Here is a 25,513-nt window from a genome sequence, read left to right as displayed (position 1 = left end):
TTCGCCGCGCATGCCCCGTTTGTCTGTCTGCTGATTGAATGCGCTGCACGACGGTGATGCCGAGGAGGCGTTCAGTGCGTCCGAATTCGCGGCCCACAGCGGGTAACGACGTTGATCTGCGATTGCCGCCGACCTACGCGGCATGCACGGGAATGACGCTGACGGTGCCGCCTGCTGGCTTGCCCGTCGGGGCGTTTGCCGACGATAAGAAAACTGTTAGGCGGCATCGGCATTGTTGTGGGGGACACCGAGATCGCCTCGGTGTGATGGGGATTCGGAGTTCCGGATGAACAAGACCGCCGCTGTTATCGGTGCGCTGGCGAGCGCCGCAGTACTCACGGCCTGCGGGCCGGACGATTCGATGACGACCGGGGGTGGATCGTCGTCGATTACCGCGACCCCGTCCGCGGCGGGAGCAGCGTCGACCGCAACGGCGACATCGGTCGCCGGATCGCCGCGCGCCGATGAAACGGCGGCCTTCACCGCGACCTCCCTGCACCTCGAGGGCGATGGGTACAAAATCGACGTGCCCCAGGTGAGCGGTGGAAAGGCCGACGCGAGAGCCGAATTCAACCAGGGGATGCGGGCCGGGGCGCAGGAGTGGATCGACCGCATCACCCATCCGGGCGATTCGGTCACCGGTGGTACCGACAGCCAGGTCGTGCACATCGGCGCGCATGTGCTCAGCGGACATCTGGTCACCATCATGTACAGCGCGGGCGCCGCGCATCCGAACAGCTTCGACTCCGCGCACGTCACCAATGTCGACACCGGCACGGCGATCACCCTGTCCGATCTATTCGCCGATCTCCAGCAGGGCCTGAATGTGCTCTCGACGCAGGCGCAAACCCTGGTCGAGCAGAACCCGAGGGCGGCGGGCTATAGCAAGAGCCAGCTCACCCCCGTGGCCGAGCACTTCCAGACCTGGGTCGCCACGTCCGAGGGCATGAAGATCTATCTCGGTGAAATCGCCTCGCACGCCGCGGGCAATATCGATATCACCGTGCCGTGGTCCGCACTCGACGGCGTGCTGAAGCCGGGGATGCGCGCGGTGGTCGGCAGCTGACGCTCTCGGCACAGCTTGCGGTGGTACCTTCTCGGGCACGCACGCGAGCCATTCGGGGAGGCGAAATGAAGAAGACCGCTGCCGCTGTCCTGATCAGCGTCCTGTTCGCGGTGCTCATGGCCTGCGGGTCCAGCGATCGGGCCGACTCGTCGGCGGCACCGGCCTTCACCGCGACCTCGGTTCGGTTCGAGGGCCCCTGGTACTCCGTCGACCTGCCACAGGTGGCGGGTGGCAGCGACGATGCGCGCACCGATTTCAATGAGGGCATGCGCGCCGAGGTCGATCCGTTCCTGCGGAACGCGGCGGAGAAGCAGCAGGTGAAGGGGTTCAAAAGCGAGGTCGCCCATATCGGCCGCCATGTCCTCAGCGGCGTGCTCGGCATCGAGGTCAGCGACGGCTATCTTCATCCGATCACCTTCAAACGGACCCATGTGACGAATATCGACACCGGTAAGGCGCTGACCCTGCCCGAGCTGTTCACCGATGTGCAAAAGGGCCTCGACGTGCTGTCGGCGCAGGCGGCGGTGCAGATTCCGAAGACGCGGGTCGGCCCGAACTCCTACGACAAGCAGCGCATCGAGCCGACGGTGGAGAACTTCAAGGACTGGCTGGCCATGCCCGACGGTCTGCGCGTCTACCTCGGGGAGATCGCATCGCACGCGCTCGGCTATATCGACATCACGATCCCGTGGTCCGAACTCGACCGGACGCTGAAGCCGGGTCTGCGGGCGGTTGTCAGCAGTTGATGGTCCGACCCCGGGGCGGGGCGAACCGACCGGTTAAGCTCGGCACTCATGCAGGAGAACGGTCGGCGCCGACGCAAGCTGGGGGTGATGGGTGGCACTTTCGACCCCATCCACCACGGCCACCTCGTCGCCGCCAGCGAGGTCGCGAACCGCTTCGAACTGGACGAAGTGATCTTCGTCCCAACCGGACAGCCGTGGCAGAAGGCCGATAAACAGGTCAGCCCGGCCGAGGATCGCTACCTGATGACCGTGATCGCGACCGCGTCGAACCCCCGATTCTCGGTCAGCCGAGCCGATATCGACCGGGGCAAGGTCACCTACACCGTCGATACCCTGCGCGAGATGCGCGCCAAGCATCCCGATGCCGAGCTGTACTTCATCACCGGAGCTGACGCACTCGCCAACATCCTGACGTGGCAGGATTGGGCGGAGTTGTTCGAACTGGCGAAATTCGTCGGGGTGAGTCGACCGGGGTATGAGCTGAACACCGATCATCTCGAGGCGCATCTGCGTGACCTGCCGGTCGACGCGGTGACCATGATCGAGATCCCGGCGTTGGCGATCTCATCGAGTGAATGCCGTCGCCGCGCCGCCGAGAATCGGCCGGTGTGGTACCTCGTGCCCGACGGCGTCGTGCAGTACATATCGAAGCGGCATCTATATGTGCCGGTGGGAGTGGAAGGTAAATAATTGAGCGCATCTGTCGAGTCGGTGGAGATGGCGCAGGTCGCCGCGCGCGCGGCGGACGAGAAGCTGGCCTCCGACGTCGTGGTGCTCGACGTGTCCGAGCAGTTGGTGATCACCGACTGCTTCGTGATCGCCTCCGCGCCGAATGAGCGTCAGGTCAATGCCATCGTCGACAATGTCGAGGAGAAATTGCGCGAGGCGGGGCATAAGCCGGTCCGGCGCGAGGGCACCCGCGAGGGCCGCTGGGCGCTGCTGGATTACGTCGACGTCGTGGTGCACATCCAGCACAATGACGAGCGCAATTTCTATGCGCTGGAGCGGCTCTGGAAGGACTGCCCGGCGGTGCCGGTGCCGGGGATCGCAGCCGGGAGTGAGGTTTTCGAGCACGCGGATGACGCCGCGGCGGTGAACAGCGAAACGGGGACGTCCGCGAGTGAGTAAGTATGCCGGGGTCCGCACGCTGATCCTGTTGCGGCACGGGCAGACCGAATGGAATGCCGCCGATCGAATGCAGGGTCAGATCGACACCGATCTCACCGAACTCGGCCGTCGCCAGGCGAAAGAGGCCGCGCGCGAACTGGTTTCACGCAATGCGATCGCCCTCGTCTCCTCCGATCTGCGGCGCGCCTTCGATACCGCATCGGCGCTGGCCGATCACACCGATCTCCCCGTGGTCCCGGATGCGCGGCTGCGCGAAACGAATCTCGGCGACTGGGAGGGGCTGACCCACCTGGAGGTCGACGCCGATTATCCGGGTGCGCGGGTGGCCTGGCGGTTGGACGCGGCCTACACCCCGCCGAACGGGGAGAGCAAGCTCGAGGTGGGCGCGCGTTCGCTGCCGGTTGTCCGGGAACTATTCGCCGATCGGCAGGATTGGCCCGGCCGGACTATCATCCTGGTGGCGCACGGCGGGCTGATCGCCGCCCTCACGGCCGCGCTGCTCGACCTGCCGCCGCGGAATTGGCCTGCCCTTGGGGGGCTGGCCAACACCAGTTGGGTGCAGCTGAGCAGTCACGGCCCGAGCATTGATCAGCCCGGTTGGCGCCTGGATGTGTGGAACGCAGCGGCGAAGGTGGCCCCGGATGTCCTCTGAAGAACCGATCCGGCAGGTACCGGACGAATTGTTCCGTCGGGTTTCGGCGAAGCCCGAACGGGCGATTCCGGATGCGCTATTCGGACCTCCTCCGGTGAAGCAGGTCGAACCGGAAGTGTTGGCCGAGTCGGCGACGTCCGAATCCGAAGGTGATGAACCGGTTGCCGCCGAATCCGGTGAGGACAACGACGAGCCCGCCGCGCCTGCGGCCGAGTCCGGAAGCGGAGCCGAGCCGGCTGAACCAGCGGGCGAACCGCCCGAAGGTGTTGCGGCAGTATCCGATGCGACCGAGTCCGCGACTCTCACCGTCGATGCTGCCGCATCGACCGCCGAGTCCGTGGCCGATGCTGTGGCGACGACCCCGGCGGACGAGTTTGTTTCCGCCACAGCGGATGCCGCGGCGCCCGAAGCCGTCGGCGTCGGATCCGCGCTCGGTCCGGCCGATTCCGATGAATCGGTTGTCGATGACGAGGTTTCGGCCGCCGCGGTGGCCTCGACCGATGAGCCGCAGCCGACGGATCGGCCGGTGCTGCTGGTGATCGCGGATTCACTGTCCTACTTCGGTCCGAAGGGCGGCCTACCCGCGGACCATCCGAGGATCTGGCCCAATCTGGTTGGCGCCGAACTCGATTGGGATGTCGAGTTGATCGGCCGGATCGGCTGGACCTGTCGCGACGCGTACTGGGCCCTGATCGGTGATCCCCGGGTGTGGGCCGCGGTGCCGCGCGCCGGCGCGGTGGTTTTCGCGGTCGGCGGGATGGATACGTTGCCCTCGCCGCTGCCGACCGCGCTGCGCGAGCTGATCCGGTATGTGCGCCCGCCCGTGCTGCGCCGCGGAGTCCGCGCGACCTACAACTGGCTGCAGCCGAAACTGTCGAAACTCGGTCGCCCCGTGGCCCTGCCGCCGAAGGTGAGCGTGGACTACCTGGAGCAGTCGCGGGAGGCGCTGGCACAGCTGCGTCCCGATCTGCCCGTGGTCGCGGTGCTGCCGTCGGTGCACGACTGCGCCGCCTACGGACGTGTGCACAGCGGCCGCGATCGTGCGGTGCAGGCGCTGCGCGCCTGGTCGGCGCGGACCTCGGTGCCGCTGGTCGATCTCGCGGAAGCGGTGCGCGACAATATCTTCTCCGGCGAGGCGAATCCGGATGGCATCCACTGGGGCTGGGACGGGCATACCGCGGTCGCGAATTCGATGGTGAAGACCCTGCAGGAGGTTCGGTAGTCCCGTGGCCGTCGTGGTCGTCACCGATTCGTCCGCCAGCCTTCCCGCCGAACTCGTCGATGAGTTGGGCATTGCCGTTGTCCCGCTGCATGTTCTGGTCGGCGACCGCACCATTCGCGAAGGCGTCGACGCCATTGATATCGACTACGGCTCCGATACCGTGACGACCTCGGCGGCCTCGCCCGGTGAGCTGCGCGCGGTCTACGAGCAGGCACTCGCCCGCAGCAACGGGGATGGTGTTGTCGCGGTACATCTTTCGCGCCAGCTCTCCGGCACCTGGGAGGCCGGTCGCCAGGCGGTGCGCGATATGGATGCCGCCGATCGGGTCCGGCTGGTCGATTCGCTCGGCGCGGGCCTGGCCACCGGGCTGCCGGTGCTCGCGGCCGCCCGCCGGGCGCACAGCGGCGCGGCATTGGACGACGTTTACCGGACCGCTGTCGGCGCGGCGAGCCGATCGCGCACATTCATCCTGGTCAATCGCACCGAACAATTGCGCCGCGGCGGCCGATTGAGCAGCGCCGCCGCCTTTTTCGGCAGCGAACTGGTGAGCAAACCGCTGCTGCAGATCGTCGAGGGCCGCCTGGAACTGCGCGAGAAGGTCCGCACCCGGTCCAAGGCCTACGCCAAACTGGTCGCGGCGGCGGTGGATGCGGCGGGTAGTGACGGTGCCGCCGTCGCCGTCCAGCATCTCGGTGCCGAGGACGCTGCGCATACGGTTGCCGCTCAGCTGCGCGTGCTGGTTCCCGGCATCGGTGAAATGATCATCGCCGAATTCGGCCCCGCCCTCGGCGTGCACTTGGGTGTTGGTGCCGTCGGCGTGCTGGTCGTCCCCGGCGGCTGCGCCTGATTTTGCCCTTCGAGTAGATGCGGCTACGGTCCAGCATGCGTGCGTGTGTCGTATCTTCCGGTCGAGTGGCCTGGTAGGCGTAATAATTTCTGGCTGATCGCAACCCCTTTGGTCAGCAGCCGAGGTGACTAACGTCGCGGCATGACCCGTTCCGCAACTCCGATCAATCTTTCGCTGACCGTCGCATCGCTCGAATGGGAGCATCAGGACGCGGCGGTCCGGCGCTGAACCCATCGCCGATGCCACGAACCACGATGTGTGGCGGGGCCGCGCGGCGGCCGCGCTCGACCCGACCGCATCAGCGAGATATCACCAAGTGCCGCAGGGGCTCTCGGCGATGTCGAGTCAGGTGGTCGACCTTCGATATCGAGGCGGTGCGCGACTATGGTGACAGGGTGGGGAGCGATTGCCCGATCTGCGATAAGCATCGGGGGATCGGCGCGCTGGTCGGCCCGGTGATCTACGCGGACGACCTGGTACTGGTGACACACCGACCGCTCACCGAAGGGACGCCGGTACCCGGCTATCTCTTCGTGGAGACGCGGCGACACGCGCCGACATTGTCGACCCTGACCGATGCCGAGGCACGGGCGGTGGGCTGGGCCGCCCACCGCGCCGCGCACGCGTTACATGCCGAGCTGGCACCGGAATTCGTCTTCTCCGCGATTACCGGGCTCAGCGTCGCGCACTTCCATCAGCACGTCTTCGCGCGCCCGCACGGCACCCCGGAGTCGGTGCCGTGGACCAATGCCGATGCGTGGCCGGACGCACCAATCGATGCCAGCGCACTCGGCGAGCTCTGTGATCGGCTGGCGATCCACTTCGTCACCGAGCATTGACGACGCGGATCGACCGGACGCGATTCGGAACTCGGCCGGGCGGATGCGATCCGGCTGGCCTCACTCCGGACTCGACCACAGGTCGGTGCTGTGTGCGTCGATGAGTTCGGTTACGGAGGAAAGGAATTCGTCGACGGGTAGCGGTTCGAGGCGACGTCCGTCCCGAAGGCGCACCGCGACACGGTCATTGGCGAGCTCCTTCGGACCGATGACGACCTGGTACGGGACCAATCGGGCCTGGCGGATGCGCGCGCCGAGACTGCCGAGTTCGGGATCGGCGATCTCGGCGCGCAGCCCCAGCTCGAGACAGCGTCGGACCAGTGCCTCGGCGTGCGCGACCTCGGCCGCCGAGACCGGCAGCATTACCAGCTGGGTCGGGGCCAGCCAGGCCGGGAATGCACCGCCGTGCTCCTCGATCAGATGCGCGACGGCGCGCTCGATGCTGCCGATGATGCTGCGGTGCACCATGACCGGGCGGTGTTCGGCACCGTCGGCGCCGACGTAGTGCAGGTCGAACTGCTCCGGTTGGTGGAAGTCGACCTGCACGGTGGACAGGGTGAATTCGCGACCGGCATTGTCGGTGAACTGGATATCGATCTTGGGACCGTAGAACGCGGCTTCATCCTCGGCGGGATCGTAGGGCAGACCGGAGCGCTCGAGGACCTCGGTCAGCATGGCGCACGAACGCCGCCAAAGCTCCGGGGCCGCAACATATTTCCCACCCGGTCCGGGCAATGAGAGCCGGTAGCGGGTCGGCATTATGCCCAGCGCCGCATGGGCCCGCCGGATCAGCTCCAGTGCGCCCGCGACCTCGTCGGCGACCTGGTCCACGGTGCAGAAGATATGCGCGTCATTGAGCTGGATCGCGCGGACCCTGGTGAGTCCGCCGAGTACACCGGAGAGCTCGCAGCGGTACATGCCACCCAATTCGGCCATGCGCAAAGGTAATTCGCGGTAGCTGTGCGAGCGGGCGCGGAACATCACCGCATGGTGCGGGCACAGGCTCGGCCGCAGCACCACCTGCTCGCCGCCCAGCTCCATCGGCGGGAACATGTCATCGCGGTAATGCGACCAGTGCCCGGATATTTCGTAGAGCTCCCGCTTCCCGAGCAGCGGTGAGTACACGTGCCGGTATCCGGCCCGCCGTTCCGCGCCGCGGATGTATTCCTCCAGGGTGTGGCGCAGGGTGGCGCCGTCGGGCAGCCAATACGGCAGCCCGGATCCGATCAGTGGGTCGGTATCGAACAGGCCGAGCTCGCGGCCGAGTTTGCGATGGTCGTACATGGATCTCCTCGCGGACAGCGGGCGAGTGACCACAAGACGAAGCCCCGGGGCACTCGCCCCGGGGCTTCGATCAGACAACAGTCAGCGCGCCGGGACAATCTCCGGCGTCGTCGTCACAGCAGCGCGCTTCATGGTCGCCACCGTAGCAGATTCGCGGTGGCGTCGGCTCGCCGATTGTCCTGTGCGCTGCCGTGCCCGAGGTCGGCTAGCCGCAATGCCGCTCACATAGGCCGGTTGGGCTGTCGTCAACCGCTGTTGATCGTGATGTTGATCGTGATCTTGTAGCTGTTTCGGTCGATGTTGCCTTTGGCGCGGTGTTTGGAGATTGCGCGTTTGACGATGCGGGGGCATGTTCGCTGGCGGCGGGCGGGCAGGAGGTGGTCGAGCACAGCGTGGCCGATCGTGCCGATGAGGTCGATGGTGGTGCCTGCGATGATTCCGGCTGCGAGTATGAGCTGGTCGCGGGCGGTGTTGAGAGCGATGCTGAAGCTGGCTCGGTCGGCGGTGGTGCCGGTGGTGACGGTGGCATCGGTGATGGCGATGCGCAGGGCTTGGTAGGTGACGAGCAGGGCGTAGATCTCTTGGGCGATGCCGTCGGGAGTGCGGGCTCGCAGTACTCGTCCACCGAGGATGGTGGATTTCAGTTCCAGGTAGGAGGTTTCGATCTCCCATCGCTGGTGATACAAAGACACCAATTCGGGTGCGGGGTAACGCTTGTGGTCGGTCAACGTGGTGATCAGCAGGTAGCGTTCTGTGCGGGCAGGGCCGCCGGATTGGTGGACGAGGATGGTCGCCGCGATCACGCGGACGGTGGTGGTGCCGATCCGCGTGAGCCACGAGTTGTCGCCGCAGCGGCCGGTCACGGGGAGTTTCCGGTTGTTGCGGCAGCGGAACAGCAGATCGGCTCCGGTGCCCGCGACGGCGCCGATGAGGTCCGCGGCGGCGAAGTTGCGGTCGGCCAGTAGCAGCATGTCGTTGCCCAGGCAGCCCAGCAGGGGTGGTGCGTAGGTGATCTCGCCGACGCTGGGCGTCCCGAACACGGCGTCGATCACGGTGCGGGTGCCGCAGGCGACCACGGCCAGCAGCCGCAGCATCGGATACCCGGACGGGCCGTTGCCGCCGCCGGCGTGACCGTAGGCGGCCACGTTGGCCGGGCTGTCGGGGGTGAACATCGAGGTGCCGTCGATCGCGCACACCAGCAGGCCCCGCCACCGGGCCGCACCCGCTGCGGGGCCCTTGATCAGGTCGAACAACGCACGCAGCGGTGCGATGCCGATCCGGCGGCGGGCTTGGGACAACGCCGAGGACACTGGATCGGCGACCGGCACACCGGCCAGGCCCGCGGTCATCCGCGCCCACACCTGCTCGTAGCCGAGCTCGGCGAACAACACTGCGGCCAGCAGCAGATACACCACCACCCGCGACGGCAGTGCCCGGACCCTGGCCTGCACCGCCCGGGTCGACTCCAGCACCGCGTCGACCATCTCGAACGGGATGATCCGGGTCAGTTCTCCCAGGTGACCGGGTGCGAAAGCCCCTGTGGCTACCACTGATTCACGTTTGATGACACACTGAGCAGACAGCGGAACTCCAGCTTGAAGGATTGTCTTGGCCGACGAACCTTCTCTACTAGAGTTCCGCTGTTTTCATCTCACGACACCCAGCACCGCAACCGAATTCGCACCCCCTGCTCACTCACCACCACGACTTGACAGCCAGGTCACCGGCCTATGTGAGCGGCATTGCGGCTAGCCGACCTGCTGCGCGAGGAAGTTCTCCCAGGTGAGCTTGCCGACCGTCGCACCGTCGATGGTCAGATTCTCCTTGGCCCGGTACGCGCGTCCGACCTTGCCCGGCACCCGAACCGGCAGGAAAATCCGCCGCTTCCCCTCGGCCTGCAGATAGCCGCGGATCAGCTCGGCCATCGAGTACACCGTCGGCCCGACCAGATCGGGCACCCGCCCCGCCGGTGCGCCGCGCGTCAGTTCCACCAGCCGGGCCGCGACCTCCCGCGAATCGACCGGCTGCCAGTCGATGCCGCCGGGAGCCGGGACGATCGGGCTCTTCGCCATGGCCCGCGCGGTCTTCAGCGCGAGGTCGTGGAACTGGGCCGCGCGCAGGATGGTGAACGGTACGCCCGATTCGATAATGGCCTGTTCGGCGGCGAGTTTGGCCTTGAAATAGCCGATCGGCAGCTTGTCGGCGCCGATCACGCCGATGTAGACAAGGTGTCGCACCCCCGCCTTTGCCGCGGCGTCGACCAGGTGCTGGGTCGCCACATCATCGTCCTTGGGGCCGCCCGCCAGGTGCACGATGACCTCCACGCCGTCGACCGCCGCCTCGACGCCCGTGCCCTGCAGCAGGTCACCGGTCACGTATTCGATGCCGTCGGTCGATTCGTGGGCGGTGCGGCTGAGCAACCGAATCTTGAAACCGGCATCGACCAGCAGCGGGGTGACGTGGCGGCCCAGTGTGCCGGTACCGCCGGTCAACAGGATGGTCGTCATGGTTCCTCCAAGCTCGGTAGTGCGGACCCGTCGGTAGGTCTTCGTAGGTATGACGATGTCCAGGGGCATGGTGTGACAGAACCGGAGAACACGCAGGTACCAGCCGGTGTGCGTGCACGAATTGTCCGTGCTTACCTCTACGATTCCCCGGGTGACCGGATACGACGACCTCGATGCCTTCGAGCACCTCGACACTTCGACACTGCCGCCGCGCCAGCAGCGGATTCTCGCCACGATTCGGGACTGGGTGGTGCGCTACGGGTACGCGCCGAACACCCGGGAAATCGGCGACGCCGTCGGGCTGCGCTCCTCGTCATCGGTCTCCAAACATCTGAAGTCCCTGGAGGACAGGGGATTTCTGCGGCGCAGCGAGACCATGTCGCGGCCGATCGACGTGCGCATGTTCCTGCGGGCGTCCGCGCCGCGGGAGCAGCGCGAGGATTCGGTGCCGGTGCCGGTCGTCGGCGATATCGCGGCGGGCACACCCATCCTCGCCGAGGAGCACGCCGACGATATGATGACGCTGCCGCGCGAACTCGTCGGGCGCGGAACGGTTTTCGGCCTGCGCGTGCGCGGCGATTCGATGATCGACGCCGCGATCTGTGACGGCGATCTGGTGGTGATCCGCAAACAACACGAGGCGCATTCGGGTGACATCGTCGCCGCGATGATCGATGGTGAGGCGACGGTCAAGGTGTATCGCCGCCGCAACGGGCACGTGTATCTGGAGCCGCGCAATCCGGCCTACGACGTCATCGATGGTGATGCGGCCGTGGTCCTGGGAAAGGTGGTCTCGGTGATGCGCCGGGTGTGAGCTCGGCGACGCGGTGTGCGGTGGCGGTGGCTCGAAAATCCGTTGTCCGAGCTAACGACCAGCTGTAGCGTCGCTTCGGTTTGTCCACCGATCAACCGAAGGAGTCGATGCCCTATGAAAGCCGTCACCGAACGCGACATCAGGTCGTCGTTCGTCAACTGTTCCAAGACGACCGCCAAGAAGTTACCCATGCCCAGGGAGTTGGACGCACAACCATGGGATGACCTGGACTTCCTCGGCTGGAGCGATCCCTCGCTGCCCGGCCGTGGCTATCTCGCTGTGCCGCAGGACGATCGCCTCATCGGGGTCGCGCTGCGCTACGAGACGGGCGGATCCGGCCGGACCCAGATGTGCGCGATCTGCCTGACCACGCACACCGGCCACGGCGTCTCGCTGATGACCGCGCACAAGGCGGGCGAATCCGGGCGTCGAGGCAATTCGATCGGTACCTATATGTGCACCGATCTCGCCTGCTCGCTCTACGCGCGCGGTAAGCGAACGCCCGCACTCGGCAACCGGTACCGGGAAGATCTCATTACCGAGGAGACGAAGATCGAGCGGGTCCGCGACAATATGACCGCCTTCGTCACCAGGCTCTTCAGCTAGTCCGTTCGCATCCGGACGCCTCGAGAAACGGAGGTAGATGCCATGCGCCGACACTCGACAACCCGCGCACTATCGCACCCCGAGTTCCGCGACACCGCACCAGAACTCGGGGTGCTCAGGATTGCGCTCCGGTTGAGACGGCCCGGACACCGGCCGGGCCACCTCATCCGGAGCGGAATCCCCGCTGCGTAGCCGATCCCGCGCCGCCGAACCCGCCAGACCAGTCGGTATTATCTGGCTAACTGTCAGCAGCGTTCCAGTTCGCGAGGGGATCGGCGATGGCGACGAGGCGGGTGTGACACGGCTGCCGCATTACGCGGCGATGCTGGCGATGGCAGGCGCCCTCCCCGGCGACGATGACCGATGGGCCTATGAGGTCAAGTTCGACGGCATTCGCGCCATCGGTTATATCGACGACGACCTGCGGCTGGTCTCGCGCAACGATAAGGACATCACCGCGGCCTGGCCCGAACTCGTGGACCTCGCACCGGCAAGTCCGAGATTCGTCGTCGACGGCGAGATCGTCGCTTTCACCGCCGACGGCCGGACCTCCTTCGAGGCGCTACAGCCACGGATGCATCAGCGCAATCCCGCCGCGATCCGCGCACTGCGGCGCACGATCCCCGCGACGTATCTGATCTTCGACCTGCTCCACATCGGCGACCGCTCCCTGATCGACCTGCCCTACCAGCAGCGCCGCCAACTGCTCGAACAACTCGGCCTGCGCGGCCCGCACTGGCAGGTTCCGCCGCGCTTGGACGGCGCCGGCGCCGATATCCTCGCCGAATCGAAACGCCTCGGGCTCGAAGGCATTCTGTGCAAACGCAGCGACAGCCCCTACCTCCCCGGTCGGCGCAGCCCACTGTGGACCAAGGTCAAGAATGTCCGCGACCAGGAAGTCGTCATCGTCGGCTGGCGCCCCGGAACCGGCAGGCGCGCGGGCAGTATCGGCTCACTCCTGATGGCGGTCAACGACAACACCGGAAATCTCGTCTATATCGGTAATGTCGGCACCGGCTTCACCCAAGCGACCCTCACCGACCTACAGTCGAAACTTCAACCGCTACAACGCAATACCCCCACGGTCTCCGCCGACATCAAGGACGCGATCTGGGTCACCCCCGAACTCGTCGGCGAAGTGACTTTCACCGAATGGACCGGCGACGGCCGCCTCCGCCACCCCTCCTGGCGCGGGCTGCGCCCGGACAAATCGCCGAACGAAGTCAAGGCGCCATTCGATTAGCGGGACGCGACCGCGACGTCATCGGCTTGCCGACAGCGCCGAGCCGCACCCATCCCGGCAATAAGAGACGCCCAGCTGACAGCGTCCATCTCGCCAGCACCTCTGCGGCACCGCACATCCTCCTGGAATGTCACATTCCGCGCCCCGCTCCTCCGGCGCGATCGGAACGGTCCGCTGGAAGGGGCGTCCTGGACCGGGCTGCCGATCGAATCACTCGGCTACGCCCGGTTTCATGCCCCTGCCGGGAGCATTACGGAACTCCGGGAGGACGACTACTTCCGCAACCGTGAGGTCGTCAGTCTGGGGGATGTTCGTCATCTCGAGTGAGGAGCGCCGATTGCGGCCGAGTTGTCCACAGGTCGGGAGTTATCAACAGACTTTTTATTTCGCCTGTTCAGCGCTGATTCCCGGCGCTGACCCGGGACTAGCGTCGCCGCCATGTCAGGACAACATGAGCGCGAGCGGATTCGGCGGCGACTGGGCGCGTTGACCGAGCGAGTCGGTGCCAGCCGAACGATCGGGGTCGGGGGTGCGGTCGATTCCGGCGGCGCCGAGTGTGCGCAGCCGCCTGGATCGGGACAGCGGTTGAGAGCCGAAAATCGGGGTGTGAAACCGGTATCGGGTTCGCGGCGCTCGGCGAACGCGGGGCGGTGGGATGACGAGAAGTTGCCCTCGTATGACCCCGAAGATGCCCGGACCGGGGACGACGGGGATGTGGTGGATGACGACGACTGGGTAGACGGGGTCGGCGAGGTGCGTACCCCGGGCTGGCTGGACGAGCCGAAGGGGCGCTACGCGTGGCGCGATCGCCTTGTGCCGCAACGACTTCGCGGGACGCGGCTGGACCCGGGCTGGCGGGGATCGGTGACGCTGGCCATGGTCGGGCTGGCGGCGGTGGTCGTCGCGTCGGTTGTCGTATTGCGTGAGCGACCGGTGGCGCAGGCGGTGCCGCCACTGTCCGCAGCGCGAACCAGCACCGCCGCGGTATCGGCAGGACTGTCGGGCCCCAGCATGGCCGCCGCGCCTGGCGCCGTATCGCCGGCCGCATCGGTAACAGCCACTTCCGCAGCGGAATTGGTGGTCAGTGTGGTCGGCCTCGTACACCGGGGCGGTCTCGTGCGCTTACCTGCGGGTTCGCGAGTCGCCGACGCACTCACCGCCGCGGGCGGTGCGAAGGACGGCGCCGACCTGAACGGCCTCAACCTGGCCCAGCGCCTCCAGGACGGTGACCAGGTACTCGTCGGTCCGAGTGGACCGAACGCGGCCCCGCCGCCGCTCGGCAGCGCAACGATCGGCGCGGGCGGACGAGCGCCGAGTGGTTCGGCATCGAATTCCGTCGCACCACGCTCATCGGCCAAAGTCGACCTCAATACCGCGACCGAAGCCGAACTCGATGCCCTGCCCGGCATCGGCCCCGTCACCGCCCACGCAATCATCGCCTGGCGCACCGCAAATGGACGATTCACCGATATCGCCCAGCTCGGTGAGGTCGACGGGATCGGCCCGGCCCGGCTGGCCCGCCTCCGCGATCAGGTGACGATATGACCGCACCCCGAGGTAGAGGTGTATCGAATCAACGCAGTCGCATAGACCGACCGGCTGGACGGCATGGCGATCGGCGGGCGATGGCGCAGGTTGATCGGCGGTCGGGTGCGGAGGTCGGTTCCACGACAGACGAGGTGGTACCGGCGCTCGATGCGCGGTTGCTGCCCGCGGCGCTGTGTTGTTGGGGAGCAACGATCGTCGCGCTGACAGCGGGGTGGGTGGCCGGTTTGGTACTGGCGTCGGCGCTGATATTGCTGGCGATCGCGCTGTGGGTGGTGCTCTTGCGTGCGCTGGCCCATCCCAGTGCGCGGTGGCGGGTCGTCGCCATTGCCACGCTGGCCGCGATGCTGCTCGGTGCCGGGTTCGCCGCGGCGGGGGCATGGCGTGCGCACCGGGTGGCGACGCATCCATTGCGGCACACCGCGGCCTCGGTGCGGGTGGTCGCGGTACCGACCGATGATCCGAAACCGGTGCGGTCCAGTGCATTCGGTGGTGAGCGGCAGTGGACGGTGCGGGCGCGACTGCGGGAGTATCAGCAGGGCGGGTCGACGGTGCGGGCCGGTGGTGCCGTGGTGATCCTCGCCTCCGGCGCGGAGTGGGGCGAGCTGCTGCCCGGCCGGGCCGTGGAGTTCCGCGCCGGACCGGAACGGCCGTGGCACCGCGATCTCACCGTCGCCACCCTGCGAGCCCAGGGACGGCCGGTCGCGGTCGGCGCGCTGCCCTGGTGGCAGCGGCTGGCCGGAGCCGTACGCACCGACCTTGCATCGGCGGCGCGGGTATTGCCCGAGCATCAGGCCGGATTGCTGCCCGCGCTGGTCGTCGGGGACACCTCCGCGCTGTCCGATGAGGTCCGCGAGGATTTCGAAACCGCTGGGCTGGAACACCTTTGCGTGGTCAGCGGCGCCAATTTCACGATTCTGCTCGCGGCGGTGCTCGGCGCGATGCGGCTGCTCACCCTCGGCCCGCGCATCGGAGCCGTGGTCGCGGCGGCGGCACTGGTGATGTTCATTGTCATCGCGCGCCCGGATCCCAGCGTGCTGCGGGCGGGCGCGATGGGTGCGATCACTCTGCTCGCGTTGATAACCGGACGCCGCAAACAAGCGTTGCCCGCACTCTGCGCGGCCGTCATCGGTCTGCTCGCAGTGTGGCCGGAATTGGCGGTGCGAGCCGGATTCGGACTGTCGGCACTCGCGACGGCCGGACTGATCCTGTTGGCGCCGAGTTGGGCGGACTGGTTGCGCGCTCGCGGCTGGTGGCGGGTCCCTGCCGAAATCGTCGCGGTATCGGCCGCCGCCTTCGTGGTGACGACACCGCTCGTGGTCGCGCTCACCGGACGGCTGAGCCTGGTCGCGATTCTCGCGAATATCCTTGTCGAACCGGTGATCGCGCCCGTCACGGTGCTCGGCGCGATCGGCACCGCGCTCGCCGCGGTCTGGCCATCGCTGGCCGAACTGGTGTTGCGCTGCGCCGAGCCGCCGCTGTGGTGGTTGCTGTTCGTCGCCGACCATGCGGCGAGGGTGCCGGGCGCGGAGATTTCGGTACCCGATGGTTCGACCGGCGGGCTGCTGGCCTGCGCGGCGGTCGTCCTCGTGCTGCTGGTATTGCGGTCCGCGCTGCTTCGGCGCTTGGCCGCCGCCGTACTGCTCGGTGTCGCGGCGGTGCTGATTCCGGTCCGGTTCTGGCATCCGGGCTGGCCACCTGGGGGTTGGGTGCTGGCCGTCTGCGATGTCGGACAGGGCGACGGGCTCGCATTGTCCGTCGGTGACCACACCGCGGTGGTCATTGACGTCGGCCCCGATCCGCGAACCATCGGCAGCTGTCTGGATCGCCTGCGTGTCAATCGGATAGCGCTGCTCGTACTGACCCATCCACACGCCGACCACATCGGCGGTCTCGCCGGTGCCGTACAGGGACGCACGGTCGATGCCCTGGCCGTCGGTCCGGGCGAACTACCGGAAGCGACGATTTCCGGACGTACCGGATCCGAACTCGCGGACGCCGGAAACCTTCCGATATCGAATACGCCGGGATCCGAGCTGGATTCGAGCAAGGCGACCCGCGAACCACCTGCCGCACGGGAGCGGCGCACGGAGGTCGGCGGGCCGGATCGAGTCGCCAGCATCGTGGCACAGGCACACATCCCGGTGCTCGAGCTGACCTCTGGATACGTATTGCGTTTCGGCGCTGTCGAATTGGACGTACTCGCACCCGCCCCACGTGAGCGTCGCCCGACGGGCACTCCCAGCGCCGACGATGCCAACGACCGCTCGATCGTCATCGCCGCCGCTACCCCCGCGGGCCGGATCCTGCTCACCGGCGATATCGAGGCCCCGGCACAACAGCGGCTGTTGCGCTCCGGTGCCGCCGTCCAAGCCGACATCCTGAAGGTTCCGCACCACGGATCTCGAACCACCACTCGGGAATTCCTAGCTGCCGTCCGGCCTCGTCTCGCACTGGTGAGCGTCGGCGCCCACAACACCTTCGGCCACCCGAATCCCGCGGTACTGGCTGAACTCGCCGACATCGGCACCCGCGTCATCCGCACCGACCGATCCGGTGACGCGGTGATCATCGGCTCCGGTCCGAACCTTCGCACCTTGACCGCACGATCGACCAAATCTTGACAGCAGGACCCCATCGATCCCCTCGGCGCGCGGTCGGGCCGGACTCCCTACCGGACTGGAGTGCGCTATCGCGGATCAGGCGGAGCGGTTGGACACCGACATCATCGCGGATCACAACCTGAACAATGGCTCGGGCCCTGGTCACGACCACCATGCGGAACGACTGCCGTGCACCACGCCGTCGACTACCGGGCATATCGCCGATGTGGTCCGGAGTGCGGGCACGAGTTGGCTGGTACGGCGGGGCACGCTGTGCGGCCTGGTGGTTGTGTCGGTCCGGGTACGTAGGATGCTCCCGTGAGCGAACGGACTGCGGCAGTGCACCTGGTGCTCGGTGATGAAGAGTTGCTGGTCGAGCGGGCCATCGCGGGGATTACCGCGCAGGTGCGGGCGGGTGCGCCGGATCCCGACGCGGTGCCCGTCGATCGGCTGCGGGCGGGTGACGCCAGTACCGCGGAACTGGCGGAGCTATTGAGTCCTTCGCTGTTCGCCGAGGATCGGGTGATCGTGCTCGAGTCGGCGGCGGATGCGGGCAAGGATGCGGTCGCGGTGATCACCGCCGCCGCCGGGGATCCGCCCGAGGGCGTGGTGCTGGTGGTGCTGCACTCCGGGGGCGGTCGGGCCAAGGCATTGGCGCCAGCGCTGCAGAAGTCGGGTGCCCAGGTGCACGATTGCGCCAAGTTGATCAAGGCGTCCGAACGGGTGGAGTTCGTGCGCGGCGAATTCCGGAATGCCGGGGTGCGGGTCTCCAGCGAGGTCGTGCAGGTGATGTTGGAGGCGGTCGGCTCGGATCTGCGGGAATTGTCCGCGGCCTGTTCGCAATTGGCTTCCGATACCGGTGGCAAGGTCGATATCGCCGCGGTGCGCCGCTACTACTCCGGCAAGGCCGAGATCTCCGGCTTCGATGTCGCGGAACTCGCGGTGGCGGGCGATCGGCCCGGCGCCATGGAGGCATTGCGCTGGGCCAACGATCGCGGCGTGCCGCATGTACTACTCGCCGACGCGCTCGCCGACTCGGTCCATACCATCGCCCGTGTCGGTTCCGCGGGCCGCGGCGACCCGTTCAAACTGGCCCAACAGTTGGGCATGCCGCCATGGAAGGTCAAAAAGGCGCAGGCCCAAGCGCGGGGTTGGAACCAGGCCAGCATCGGCACGGCCCTGCAGGTCGTCGCCACGCTGAATGCCGATGTCAAAGGCGGTGCCGCCGACGCCAATTACGCCTTGGAACACGCACTCACCCAGATCCTGGACCTGCACTCCGCAAGCTGATGCGATTCCGATCCGCCAGCGGTTCGGGAACCGGCTCCTGCGACTCCCGAAGATCGGCAACCACATCGACCAGCTGATGCGGTGGGTGTGAGTCGGGCTCGCACCCACCGCATGATGTGAAACTCAGTCGCGGCCTTCGACTTTCAGGTCGCCGAAGGTCACTCCGCGGGTCATCGGACGGGCCAGCATGTCGTGCGGGAAGCCCAGCTCGATCGCGCTGGCCGCTTGCAGTTGTTCCAACTGCGCCGCATCGAATTCGACCTCGAGCGCACCGAGGTTGTCCTCCAACTGCGCGGAGGTGCGCGCGCCGATGATCGGTGCGGTCACCCCGGGATTGCGCAGGGTCCAGGCGAGTGCCACCTGCGAGGGCGTCTTACCCAGTTGTGCCGCAACATCTTTCACCACATCGGCAATGGCGAGCCCGCGTTCGGTGAGCGAGCCGTTGGCGGCGGCCACATTCTTGCGGGTGCCCTCGGGCGAGCCCGCGGCGTCATGATCGAGATCGGCGCGGCTGTACTTGCCGGTGAGCACGCCGCTGGCCAGCGGCGACCACGGCACCACGCCGAGTCCGAGTTCGCGTGCCATCGGAATGAGTTCGCGTTCAACGGTCCGCTCGATCAGGCTGTATTCGATCTGCAGTGCGATCAGCGGCGACCAGCCGCGCAGATCGGCAATGGTCTGCATGCGCGCGATCTGCCAGGCCGGTGCGTCGGAGATGCCGACGTAGAGCACCTTGCCCGCGCGGACCAGATCGTCCATGGCGCGGAGGATCTCCTCGACCGGGGTCAGGAAGTCCCAGGCGTGCAGATACAGCAGATCGATGTAGTCGGTGTTCAGCCTGCGCAGGCTGGCCTCCACTGAGCCGACCATGCTCTTGCGGTGGTTACCGCCGGAGTTGGGATCGCCGGGCCGCCGCAGCATCGTGTATTTCGTTGCCAGCACCAGACTTTCGCGATTATCGGCGCTGAACTCACCGAGCAGCTGCTCCGAGGTGCCGTTGGTGTATTGGCTCGCGGTATCGATGAAGTTGCCGCCGCGCTCGACGTAGGTGTCGAAGATCTTGCGGGCCTCGTCCTTATCGGCGCCCCAACCCCAATCGGCGCCGAATGTCATGGTCCCCAAGGACAGCGGAGACACCCGAAGACCCGAACGGCCGAGCAGCCGGTAGGTATCGAGGGTGCGTGCTCCGGACATGTCATGCTCCTGTCATTCGTACTTCGTTTCCGTTGCGATCAAGTCTGGAGCGATTCGAGACCATGGGTAAGGGAAGGTTCATCCTGGGAAAGTCAGTCCTACCCAGCCGTAAGATCGAGGCGATGACCAGCACCGTGAAGGCGACACAGCGGGGCGAGCACAGGCCTGACGGCGGTGGCTCGCGTGACCATGCCGGGTCGGGCAGCGCCGAGAATTGGGCTCAGGCCCTCGCGGACTTTCTGCGCGCCCGGCGCGAGCGACTGAATCCGGGCGATCTCGGTCTGCCCGCACGCAAACACGCGCGGCGCACCCCGGGTTTGCGTCGCGAGGAGGTCGCCGAACTGGCGGGGGTGAGCACCGACTACATCGTTCGGTTGGAACAGGGGCGGGGCCTGCGCCCGTCCGCTGACGTCCTGGAGGCGCTCACCCGCGCCCTGCGCCTGGACACCGACGAGCGCGCCTATCTGTTCGATCTGGCCCAGCAGCGGCAGCCGAATGCAGGGAAACCGAGCACCGTCCCCGCGCCCGCACTGGCGATGCTGGTGCGCGATCTGTCGCCGCTGCCCGCGATGCTGGTCAACCACCGCTACGACATCCTGGCGTGGAATCCGGAGATGGCCGGCCTGATCGTCGACTTCGGCGCCCTGCCACCGCGGCAGCGCAACACCATGTGGCTATGCCTGATGGATCCCGCGCTGCGCGACTTCTATGGTGAGCGCGATCGCGTCATTCGCGAGGGCATCGCCGACTTGCGCGCCGCGTGGGCGGCCCACCCCGACGATCAGGAACTGGCCGATCTGGTCGCCGAGTTCACCGCCCGCAGCGAGGAGTTCGCGCAGGCCTGGGCCAGGCACGACGTCAAGGTCCATGGCCGCGGGCAGAAGCCACTGCGGCACCCTCGGGTCGGCCCACTGGTCGTCAATTATGAAGTGCTCATGCCGCTGCAGGATCCGGACCAGCGCATCATCATCTATCGCGCGGCCGATGCGGACTCCCAGGACGCTCTGGATCGCCTGTGTGCCGACCTGGAGTGAGAGCACTACCCCCGTCAGATCATCCGCACCCGCTCGGTGCGGGTGCGGATGCGGATGCGCGGGGGATTACTCGACCGAGCTGAGAACTAGCTCGATATCCTCTTCCGGCTCCTCATAGCGGCCCTCCCATTCCTCGTAGACCGGAATCTCCTCGTCCCGGGTGACGATCCACTCCAGCGAGTAGCCGCCTTCCTCATCGGGGACCATGACGTTCTCGATCTTCAGTCCGATGCCTAGGACCTCGGCGGCGCGAATGACATCCGGGAGATCTTCGGAGCGAACCGGCGTCTGATTGGCGTACACGGTAACCATGCGCCGAATCGTAGCGGGAACCTCCGACATGTGGCTGCCCGATCCGAATCCGGCTCGAGGAGTGGGATGCGGCAATGGCCCGGCGCGGTCGCCGCCCCGCGTTTCTCTACCGATTTGCCAGGGCAGTCTCGATGACATGGCACCTATTGGGGTCGTTCCGCTCAACGCCCAGGGAACGGCCTTGCCGCCGCAGCTGAAGTTTGCTGAACGATTGCAGTAAACATGCGAATCGGTATGTTTCGCGCCGGACCCGCCGCGCCGGCAGCTCGAGAAAGTGATCCTCGCAATAGTCGATCGGGGACGACAAAAGCCGCCGTGGTCATCGAGGCCACGACGGCTGCGTCAACGTATGAGGTGGTACCGCAGCGGTACCGATGCGATCAGAGCTTGTTCAGCGCCAGCGCGAGGGCCGACTTCTTGTTGGCGGCCTGGTTGGCGTGGATGACGCCCTTCGAGGCGGCCTTGTCCAGCTTGCGGCTGGCGAAGACCAGCTGCTCGGCGGCCTTTTCCTTATCGCCGGCGGCAGCGGCCTCCCGGAAGCTGCGGATCGCGGTGCGCAGCCCGGACTTGACCGACTGGTTGCGCTTGCGCGCCGCCTCGTTGGTGCGGATCCGCTTCATCTGGGACTTGATGTTGGCCACGCCTGTTTCCTCGTGTTCCTGTCGCTGAGTGGACTGTGCTGAAAAGTTCGCGAGCGCGCGTTGATAACCGGAGTGATCGGGTAACGCAGCGCCGAAGATCGAGGGTACCAGCCGCCGCGTCGCACACGAAATCACGACAACTCGACATGCGAAATCGCCACCGCGCGAACGGTTCGATCGGCAACGTCACCGACCGTAGTAATTGGGCGGAAACCAGGAGTGATGCAAGAAATTTACCTGCGTCTCACACTGCATCGGTGCTGCGTGTAGCACGATTTTTGCATGACTCCCGCTTCACCGCCACGTTCGGCTCGATCTCTTGCGCCGACGCGTGCCCGGTCGAACGGGCATGCGAATGGCAACGGTCGAGCAACTACTTGGGGACTGTTCGACGGGTACGGCCCCGGTCGGTACGCGGATGCCTTCGACGAGATGTTCGACGGCCAGGGTCGGGTGCGCCAGCCCTACCGGGGCATCTTCTCGGCGCTGGCGCCCATCGATGTGGCCGATCTCGCGGCCCGCTCCGACGCGCTGGACCGCGCCTTCATCGATCAGGGCATCACCTTCTCGCTGTCCGGACAGGAGCGGCCCTTCCCACTCGATCTGGTGCCCCGGGTGATCGCGGCCGCCGAATGGGCCAAGCTGGAGCGCGGGATCAAGCAGCGGGTGACCGCGCTGGAACTGTTCCTCGCCGACGTCTACGGCGAGCAGAACATCCTGCGCGACGAGGTCATCCCGAAGCGGCTGGTGACCTCATGTCAGCACTTCCATCGCGAGGCCGCCGGACTGGTGCCGCCCAACGGGGTGCGCATCCACGTGGCGGGCATCGACCTGATCCGCGACGAACGCGGCGATTTTCGGGTGCTGGAGGACAATCTGCGCTCGCCGTCCGGGGTCTCCTATGTCATGGAGAACCGGCGCACCATGGCCCGGGTCTTCCCGGACCTTTTCTCCTCGCACCGGGTCCGCGCGGTCGGAGACTATCCGACCCATCTGTTGGCCGCGCTGCGCGCTTCGGCCGCACCGAACGAGGCCGATCCGACGGTCGTGGTGCTGACGCCGGGCGTCTACAACTCGGCCTACTTCGAACATTCGCTGCTGGCCAGGCAGATGGGGGTGGAATTGGTCGAGGGCCGCGACCTGTTCTGCCGCGACAATGTCGTCTATATGCGGACCACGGCGGGCGAGCGCCAGGTCGACGTGATCTACCGGCGCATCGACGACACCTTCCTGGACCCGATGCACTTCCGGCCCGATTCGGTGCTCGGCGTCGCCGGACTGGTGAATGCCGCGCGCGCGGGCAATGTGGTCATCTCCAGCGCGATCGGCAATGGCGTCGGCGATGACAAGCTGACCTACGCGTATGTGCCGACGATCATCGAGTACTACCTCGGCGAGAAGCCGGTGCTGCCCAATGTCGACACCTATCGGTGCTGGCTCGACGAAGAGCGCGAAGAGGTGCTCGATCGCCTCGATGAACTGGTGATCAAGCCCGTCGAGGGCTCCGGCGGCTACGGCATCGTCATCGGACCGGTGGCCACGCCACGGGAGTTGGAGGCGACCCGGCGCAAGATCAAGTCGGATCCGCGGGGCTGGATCGCGCAGCCGGTGGTGCAGCTGTCCACCGTGCCGACCAAGATCGGCAGCGCGCTGGTCCCGCGCCACGTCGACCTGCGGCCGTTCGCGGTCAACGACGGTGACGACATCTGGGTGCTGCCGGGCGGTCTGACCCGGGTGGCATTGCCGGAGGGTTCGCTGGTGGTCAATTCCAGTCAGGGCGGCGGCAGCAAGGACACCTGGGTGCTGACCGGGCGTACCTCACCCGCCGACCGTGAGCTCGCTGGCGAGGAGTTGGTCAGCGATCCGCCGCAGTCCGACCAGCGCGAGCTGGGCCGGGAATTGACCGCGGCGCAGGCGAATCAGCAACAGCAGCAGCAACAGCAGGAACAGCAGCAGCAACAGCAGGAACAGCGGCAGCAACAGCAGGAACAGCGGCTGGGATCGATGTGGCAGCGGCAAAGCGGATCGACCGGGCAGCAACAGGGCGCGGTGATGCGCTGATGCTGGCCCGCAATGCCGAATCCCTGTACTGGATCGGAAGATACGTCGAACGCGCCGACGACACCGCTCGCATCCTGGACGTCGCGGTGCACCAGCTGCTCGAGGACGCCACGGTGGATCCGGACCGCACTTCGCGAGTCCTGTTGCGGGTATTGGGGATCGAACCGCCCGATGTCGAACTCGATGTCTGGTCGGTGACCGACCTCGTCGCGTTCAGCCACGCCCACGGCAATTCCATCGTCGATTCGATTGCCAATGCCCGCGAAAACGCCAGGGGCGCACGCGAAGTCACCTCCAGCGAGATGTGGGAGTGCCTCAACGCCACTTTTATCGGACTCACCGCGACCGAGAAGGCCGCCCGCAGCCTCGGCCCGCACGAATTCTTCCACTACATCAAGGACCGGGCGGCAATGTTCGCCGGACTCTCCGATTCCACCCTCAGTCGCGACGACGGCTACCGTTTCCTCTTGCTCGGCCGCTCCATCGAACGCGTGGATATGACCGTACGCCTGCTGCTTTCGCGCGCGGGCGACCGCACCTCATCACCGGCCTGGGTGACCGTACTGCGCTCGGCGGGCGCGCACGACACCTATCTGCGCACCCATCGCGGCGCGCTCGACGCCAATCTGGTCGCCGAATTCATCCTGCTCGACCGGCTCTTCCCGCGTTCGGTCTTCCATTCGGTGCGGGTGGCCGAGACCTGCCTCGCCGAACTCGATCAACGCCCGAGCAGCCGGGTCGGCGCGCGCCACGAGGCGCAGCGGCTGCTCGGCCGGGCCCGCAGCGAACTCGAATTCCTCCCGCCCGGTGCGCTTCTGGAGGATCTGCAGAACCGCCTGCTCTCACTGCAGAAGACCTGCCGTGAGGTCAGCGAGGCGATCGCATTGCAGTACTTCCACGCCGCGCCGTGGGTGGCGTGGACCGATCTGCGCAGTAGTCACGATAACCATGCGCAGGTGGAGGGAGAGCTGTGAGCTGGCGGATCAGGGTGGTGCACACCACCGGTTATGTATACGACGCTTCGGTTACCAGGTCGTTCAATGAGGCGCGGCTGACCCCGCGTGCGGACAGCAGGCAGAACGTCATCCTGAACCGGGTCGAGACGGTGCCGTCCACCCGTTCCTACCGCTACACCGACTACTGGGGCACCGCGGTCACCTCCTTCGATCTGCATGCGCCGCATACCGAATTGGAGGTCACCGGGTCATCGGTGGTGGAGACCGAACCGTTCGCTGGTCCGGCCGAGGAGCTGTCCTGGGAGGAGTTGCGCTCCGAACACATCCGTGACCGGTTCGACGAAATGCTCTCGCCTACTGCCTATGTGCCGCAGGACAAGAAGCTGGCCGCGGTCGCGCGGCAACTCGCCCGCGGAGTGCCGCCCGCGAAGGCCGTTGTGCGCGCGGCCGAATGGGTGCACGCCGAAATGAACTACATCGCGGGGACCACTTCGGTGCACACCTCGGCCGTACAGGCCTTCGCCGATCGCCAGGGCGTTTGCCAGGATTACGCGCATTTGACGCTGGTGTTGTTGCGCAGCATGGGGATTCCGAGCCGCTATGTTTCTGGATATCTGCACCCCAATCCCGCCGCCGAGATCAATACGACGGTCGCCGGGCAGTCGCACGCCTGGATCGAGGCGTGGACCGGCGCGTGGTGGGGCTACGACCCGACCAACAATATCGCCATCAATGAACAGCACATATCCGTCGGCATCGGCCGCGACTACGCGGATGTGCCGCCGCTGAAGGGCATCTTCTCCGGCGGTGGCTCGACCGATCTCGAGGTCGTCGTGGAGATCACCCGTCTCGCCTAGCGTCGCTATCGCTGGCGCGTCGCTCGAATAGGTCGGCACCCGCGCGGGGCGTTGTAGTGCTCACCG

The 25,513-nt window shown here is 66.6% G+C and carries 24 protein-coding genes; 18 read left to right on the top strand and 6 right to left on the bottom strand.

Features of this window, described 5'->3' with window-relative positions; all coding sequences use genetic code 11:
* Positions 1–286 precede the first annotated feature (286 nt).
* The 8 genes from ACQP0C_RS32535 (at position 287) to ACQP0C_RS32500 (ending at position 6,500) form a co-directional block, all read left to right on the top strand.
* On the top strand, positions 287–1,066 hold the full coding sequence (locus ACQP0C_RS32535; RefSeq protein WP_433726223.1) for an RsiV family protein: 780 nt from the start codon (positions 287–289) through the stop codon (positions 1,064–1,066).
* Positions 1,067–1,131: 65 nt separating this feature from the next.
* On the top strand, positions 1,132–1,812 hold the full coding sequence (locus tag ACQP0C_RS32530) for an RsiV family protein (protein WP_433726221.1): 681 nt from the start codon (positions 1,132–1,134) through the stop codon (positions 1,810–1,812).
* Between the two features lie 48 nt (positions 1,813–1,860).
* Positions 1,861–2,502, top strand: coding sequence for a nicotinate-nucleotide adenylyltransferase (nadD, locus tag ACQP0C_RS32525; RefSeq protein WP_433726219.1), 642 nt, complete (start codon positions 1,861–1,863; stop codon positions 2,500–2,502).
* Positions 2,503–2,940, top strand: a complete 438-nt coding sequence (gene rsfS, locus ACQP0C_RS32520) for a ribosome silencing factor (protein WP_433726217.1) — start codon at positions 2,503–2,505, stop codon at positions 2,938–2,940.
* Entirely contained in the window at positions 2,933–3,592 is a 660-nt protein-coding gene (locus tag ACQP0C_RS32515) for a histidine phosphatase family protein (RefSeq protein ID WP_433726215.1), read from the top strand. Before rsfS ends, ACQP0C_RS32515 begins: the two co-directional genes overlap by 8 nt.
* A gap of 487 nt (positions 3,593–4,079) precedes the next feature.
* The gene (gene octT / locus ACQP0C_RS32510; protein WP_433734719.1) at positions 4,080–4,814 is read left to right on the top strand and encodes a diglucosylglycerate octanoyltransferase; all 735 of its coding nucleotides are present in this window, start codon (positions 4,080–4,082) and stop codon (positions 4,812–4,814) included.
* Positions 4,815–4,818: 4 nt separating this feature from the next.
* Positions 4,819–5,661, top strand: coding sequence for a DegV family protein (locus tag ACQP0C_RS32505; protein WP_433726213.1), 843 nt, complete (start codon positions 4,819–4,821; stop codon positions 5,659–5,661).
* A 395-nt stretch (positions 5,662–6,056) separates the two neighbouring features.
* A complete protein-coding gene (locus ACQP0C_RS32500) occupies positions 6,057–6,500 on the top strand; it encodes an HIT family protein (RefSeq protein WP_433726211.1) in 444 nt (147 codons plus the stop codon).
* Positions 6,501–6,560: 60 nt separating this feature from the next.
* Here the strand turns inward: ACQP0C_RS32500 and thrS are convergent, their stop codons facing one another.
* The 3 genes from thrS to ACQP0C_RS32485 form a co-directional block, all read right to left on the bottom strand.
* Positions 6,561–7,784, bottom strand: a complete 1,224-nt coding sequence (thrS, locus tag ACQP0C_RS32495) for a threonine--tRNA ligase (RefSeq protein WP_433726209.1) — start codon at positions 7,782–7,784, stop codon at positions 6,561–6,563.
* A gap of 245 nt (positions 7,785–8,029) precedes the next feature.
* Complete coding sequence (locus ACQP0C_RS32490; protein WP_433726207.1) at positions 8,030–9,334, bottom strand: IS4 family transposase; 1,305 nt, start codon at positions 9,332–9,334, stop codon at positions 8,030–8,032.
* Positions 9,335–9,532: 198 nt separating this feature from the next.
* Complete coding sequence (locus ACQP0C_RS32485; protein ID WP_433726205.1) at positions 9,533–10,291, bottom strand: SDR family oxidoreductase; 759 nt, start codon at positions 10,289–10,291, stop codon at positions 9,533–9,535.
* 151 nt (positions 10,292–10,442) lie between these two features.
* Here ACQP0C_RS32485 and lexA point away from each other — a divergent pair, with 151 nt between their 5' ends.
* The 6 genes from lexA to holA all read left to right on the top strand — a co-directional run bounded on the left by lexA (position 10,443) and on the right by holA (position 18,392).
* Positions 10,443–11,105, top strand: a complete 663-nt coding sequence (lexA, locus tag ACQP0C_RS32480) for a transcriptional repressor LexA (RefSeq protein WP_433726203.1) — start codon at positions 10,443–10,445, stop codon at positions 11,103–11,105.
* 114 nt (positions 11,106–11,219) lie between these two features.
* On the top strand, positions 11,220–11,711 hold the full coding sequence (locus ACQP0C_RS32475) for an FBP domain-containing protein (protein ID WP_433726201.1): 492 nt from the start codon (positions 11,220–11,222) through the stop codon (positions 11,709–11,711).
* Between the two features lie 295 nt (positions 11,712–12,006).
* Positions 12,007–12,954 (top strand): non-homologous end-joining DNA ligase, encoded by a 948-nt coding sequence (gene ligD / locus ACQP0C_RS32470; protein ID WP_433726200.1) that lies wholly within the window; start codon positions 12,007–12,009, stop codon positions 12,952–12,954.
* A gap of 606 nt (positions 12,955–13,560) precedes the next feature.
* A complete protein-coding gene (locus ACQP0C_RS32465; protein WP_433726198.1) occupies positions 13,561–14,499 on the top strand; it encodes a helix-hairpin-helix domain-containing protein in 939 nt (312 codons plus the stop codon).
* Between the two features lie 80 nt (positions 14,500–14,579).
* A complete protein-coding gene (locus ACQP0C_RS32460) occupies positions 14,580–17,123 on the top strand; it encodes a ComEC/Rec2 family competence protein (protein WP_433726196.1) in 2,544 nt (847 codons plus the stop codon).
* Positions 17,124–17,420: 297 nt separating this feature from the next.
* On the top strand, positions 17,421–18,392 hold the full coding sequence (gene holA, locus ACQP0C_RS32455) for a DNA polymerase III subunit delta (protein ID WP_433726194.1): 972 nt from the start codon (positions 17,421–17,423) through the stop codon (positions 18,390–18,392).
* A gap of 123 nt (positions 18,393–18,515) precedes the next feature.
* Here the strand turns inward: holA and ACQP0C_RS32450 are convergent, their stop codons facing one another.
* Positions 18,516–19,586 (bottom strand): aldo/keto reductase, encoded by a 1,071-nt coding sequence (locus tag ACQP0C_RS32450; protein ID WP_433726192.1) that lies wholly within the window; start codon positions 19,584–19,586, stop codon positions 18,516–18,518.
* Positions 19,587–19,708: 122 nt separating this feature from the next.
* Here ACQP0C_RS32450 and ACQP0C_RS32445 point away from each other — a divergent pair, with 122 nt between their 5' ends.
* On the top strand, positions 19,709–20,620 hold the full coding sequence (locus tag ACQP0C_RS32445; protein WP_433726190.1) for a helix-turn-helix domain-containing protein: 912 nt from the start codon (positions 19,709–19,711) through the stop codon (positions 20,618–20,620).
* 66 nt (positions 20,621–20,686) lie between these two features.
* Here ACQP0C_RS32445 and ACQP0C_RS32440 read toward each other — a convergent pair whose 3' ends face one another.
* Together ACQP0C_RS32440 and rpsT are read right to left on the bottom strand one after the other, a co-directional pair.
* Positions 20,687–20,932: a hypothetical protein gene (locus ACQP0C_RS32440; protein ID WP_355184066.1), complete on the bottom strand. Its 246-nt coding sequence runs from the start codon at positions 20,930–20,932 to the stop codon at positions 20,687–20,689.
* 380 nt (positions 20,933–21,312) lie between these two features.
* The gene (gene rpsT / locus ACQP0C_RS32435; RefSeq protein WP_433726187.1) at positions 21,313–21,573 is read right to left on the bottom strand and encodes a 30S ribosomal protein S20; all 261 of its coding nucleotides are present in this window, start codon (positions 21,571–21,573) and stop codon (positions 21,313–21,315) included.
* A 282-nt stretch (positions 21,574–21,855) separates the two neighbouring features.
* Between rpsT and ACQP0C_RS32430 the strand changes: the two genes are divergently transcribed.
* Genes ACQP0C_RS32430 through ACQP0C_RS32420 form a run of 3 tightly spaced genes read left to right on the top strand, consistent with a single transcriptional unit; the run spans position 21,856 to position 25,447 of the window.
* A complete protein-coding gene (locus ACQP0C_RS32430; RefSeq protein ID WP_433726185.1) occupies positions 21,856–23,634 on the top strand; it encodes a circularly permuted type 2 ATP-grasp protein in 1,779 nt (592 codons plus the stop codon).
* Positions 23,634–24,608: an alpha-E domain-containing protein gene (locus ACQP0C_RS32425; protein WP_433734718.1), complete on the top strand. Its 975-nt coding sequence runs from the start codon at positions 23,634–23,636 to the stop codon at positions 24,606–24,608. The genes ACQP0C_RS32430 and ACQP0C_RS32425 overlap by 1 nt, the downstream gene beginning before the upstream one ends.
* Complete coding sequence (locus ACQP0C_RS32420; RefSeq protein WP_433726183.1) at positions 24,605–25,447, top strand: transglutaminase family protein; 843 nt, start codon at positions 24,605–24,607, stop codon at positions 25,445–25,447. Before ACQP0C_RS32425 ends, ACQP0C_RS32420 begins: the two co-directional genes overlap by 4 nt.
* The last annotated feature ends 66 nt before the right edge of the window (positions 25,448–25,513 follow it).

The organism is Nocardia sp. CA-129566 (assembly GCF_050956075.1).
In the GTDB taxonomy this organism is placed as follows: domain Bacteria; phylum Actinomycetota; class Actinomycetes; order Mycobacteriales; family Mycobacteriaceae; genus Nocardia.
Note: the sequence above shows the minus strand (reverse complement) of the source record. Positions and strands in the feature narration are given on the sequence as shown.

Excerpts from the sequence above, each read along its gene's own strand:
- ACQP0C_RS32535 (WP_433726223.1), top strand. The coding sequence starts at position 287 with ATGAACAAGACCGCCGCTGTTATCGGTGCGCTGGCGAGCGCCGCAGTA.
- ACQP0C_RS32530 (WP_433726221.1), top strand. The coding sequence starts at position 1,132 with ATGAAGAAGACCGCTGCCGCTGTCCTGATCAGCGTCCTGTTCGCGGTG.
- nadD (WP_433726219.1), top strand. The coding sequence starts at position 1,861 with ATGCAGGAGAACGGTCGGCGCCGACGCAAGCTGGGGGTGATGGGTGGC.
- thrS (WP_433726209.1), bottom strand. The coding sequence starts at position 7,784 with ATGTACGACCATCGCAAACTCGGCCGCGAGCTCGGCCTGTTCGATACC.
- ACQP0C_RS32485 (WP_433726205.1), bottom strand. The coding sequence starts at position 10,291 with ATGACGACCATCCTGTTGACCGGCGGTACCGGCACACTGGGCCGCCAC.
- ACQP0C_RS32475 (WP_433726201.1), top strand. The coding sequence starts at position 11,220 with ATGAAAGCCGTCACCGAACGCGACATCAGGTCGTCGTTCGTCAACTGT.
- ACQP0C_RS32460 (WP_433726196.1), top strand. The coding sequence starts at position 14,580 with ATGGCGCAGGTTGATCGGCGGTCGGGTGCGGAGGTCGGTTCCACGACA.
- ACQP0C_RS32450 (WP_433726192.1), bottom strand. The coding sequence starts at position 19,586 with ATGTCCGGAGCACGCACCCTCGATACCTACCGGCTGCTCGGCCGTTCG.
- ACQP0C_RS32445 (WP_433726190.1), top strand. The coding sequence starts at position 19,709 with ATGACCAGCACCGTGAAGGCGACACAGCGGGGCGAGCACAGGCCTGAC.
- ACQP0C_RS32440 (WP_355184066.1), bottom strand. The coding sequence starts at position 20,932 with ATGGTTACCGTGTACGCCAATCAGACGCCGGTTCGCTCCGAAGATCTC.
- ACQP0C_RS32430 (WP_433726185.1), top strand. The coding sequence starts at position 21,856 with ATGACTCCCGCTTCACCGCCACGTTCGGCTCGATCTCTTGCGCCGACG.
- ACQP0C_RS32425 (WP_433734718.1), top strand. The coding sequence starts at position 23,634 with ATGCTGGCCCGCAATGCCGAATCCCTGTACTGGATCGGAAGATACGTC.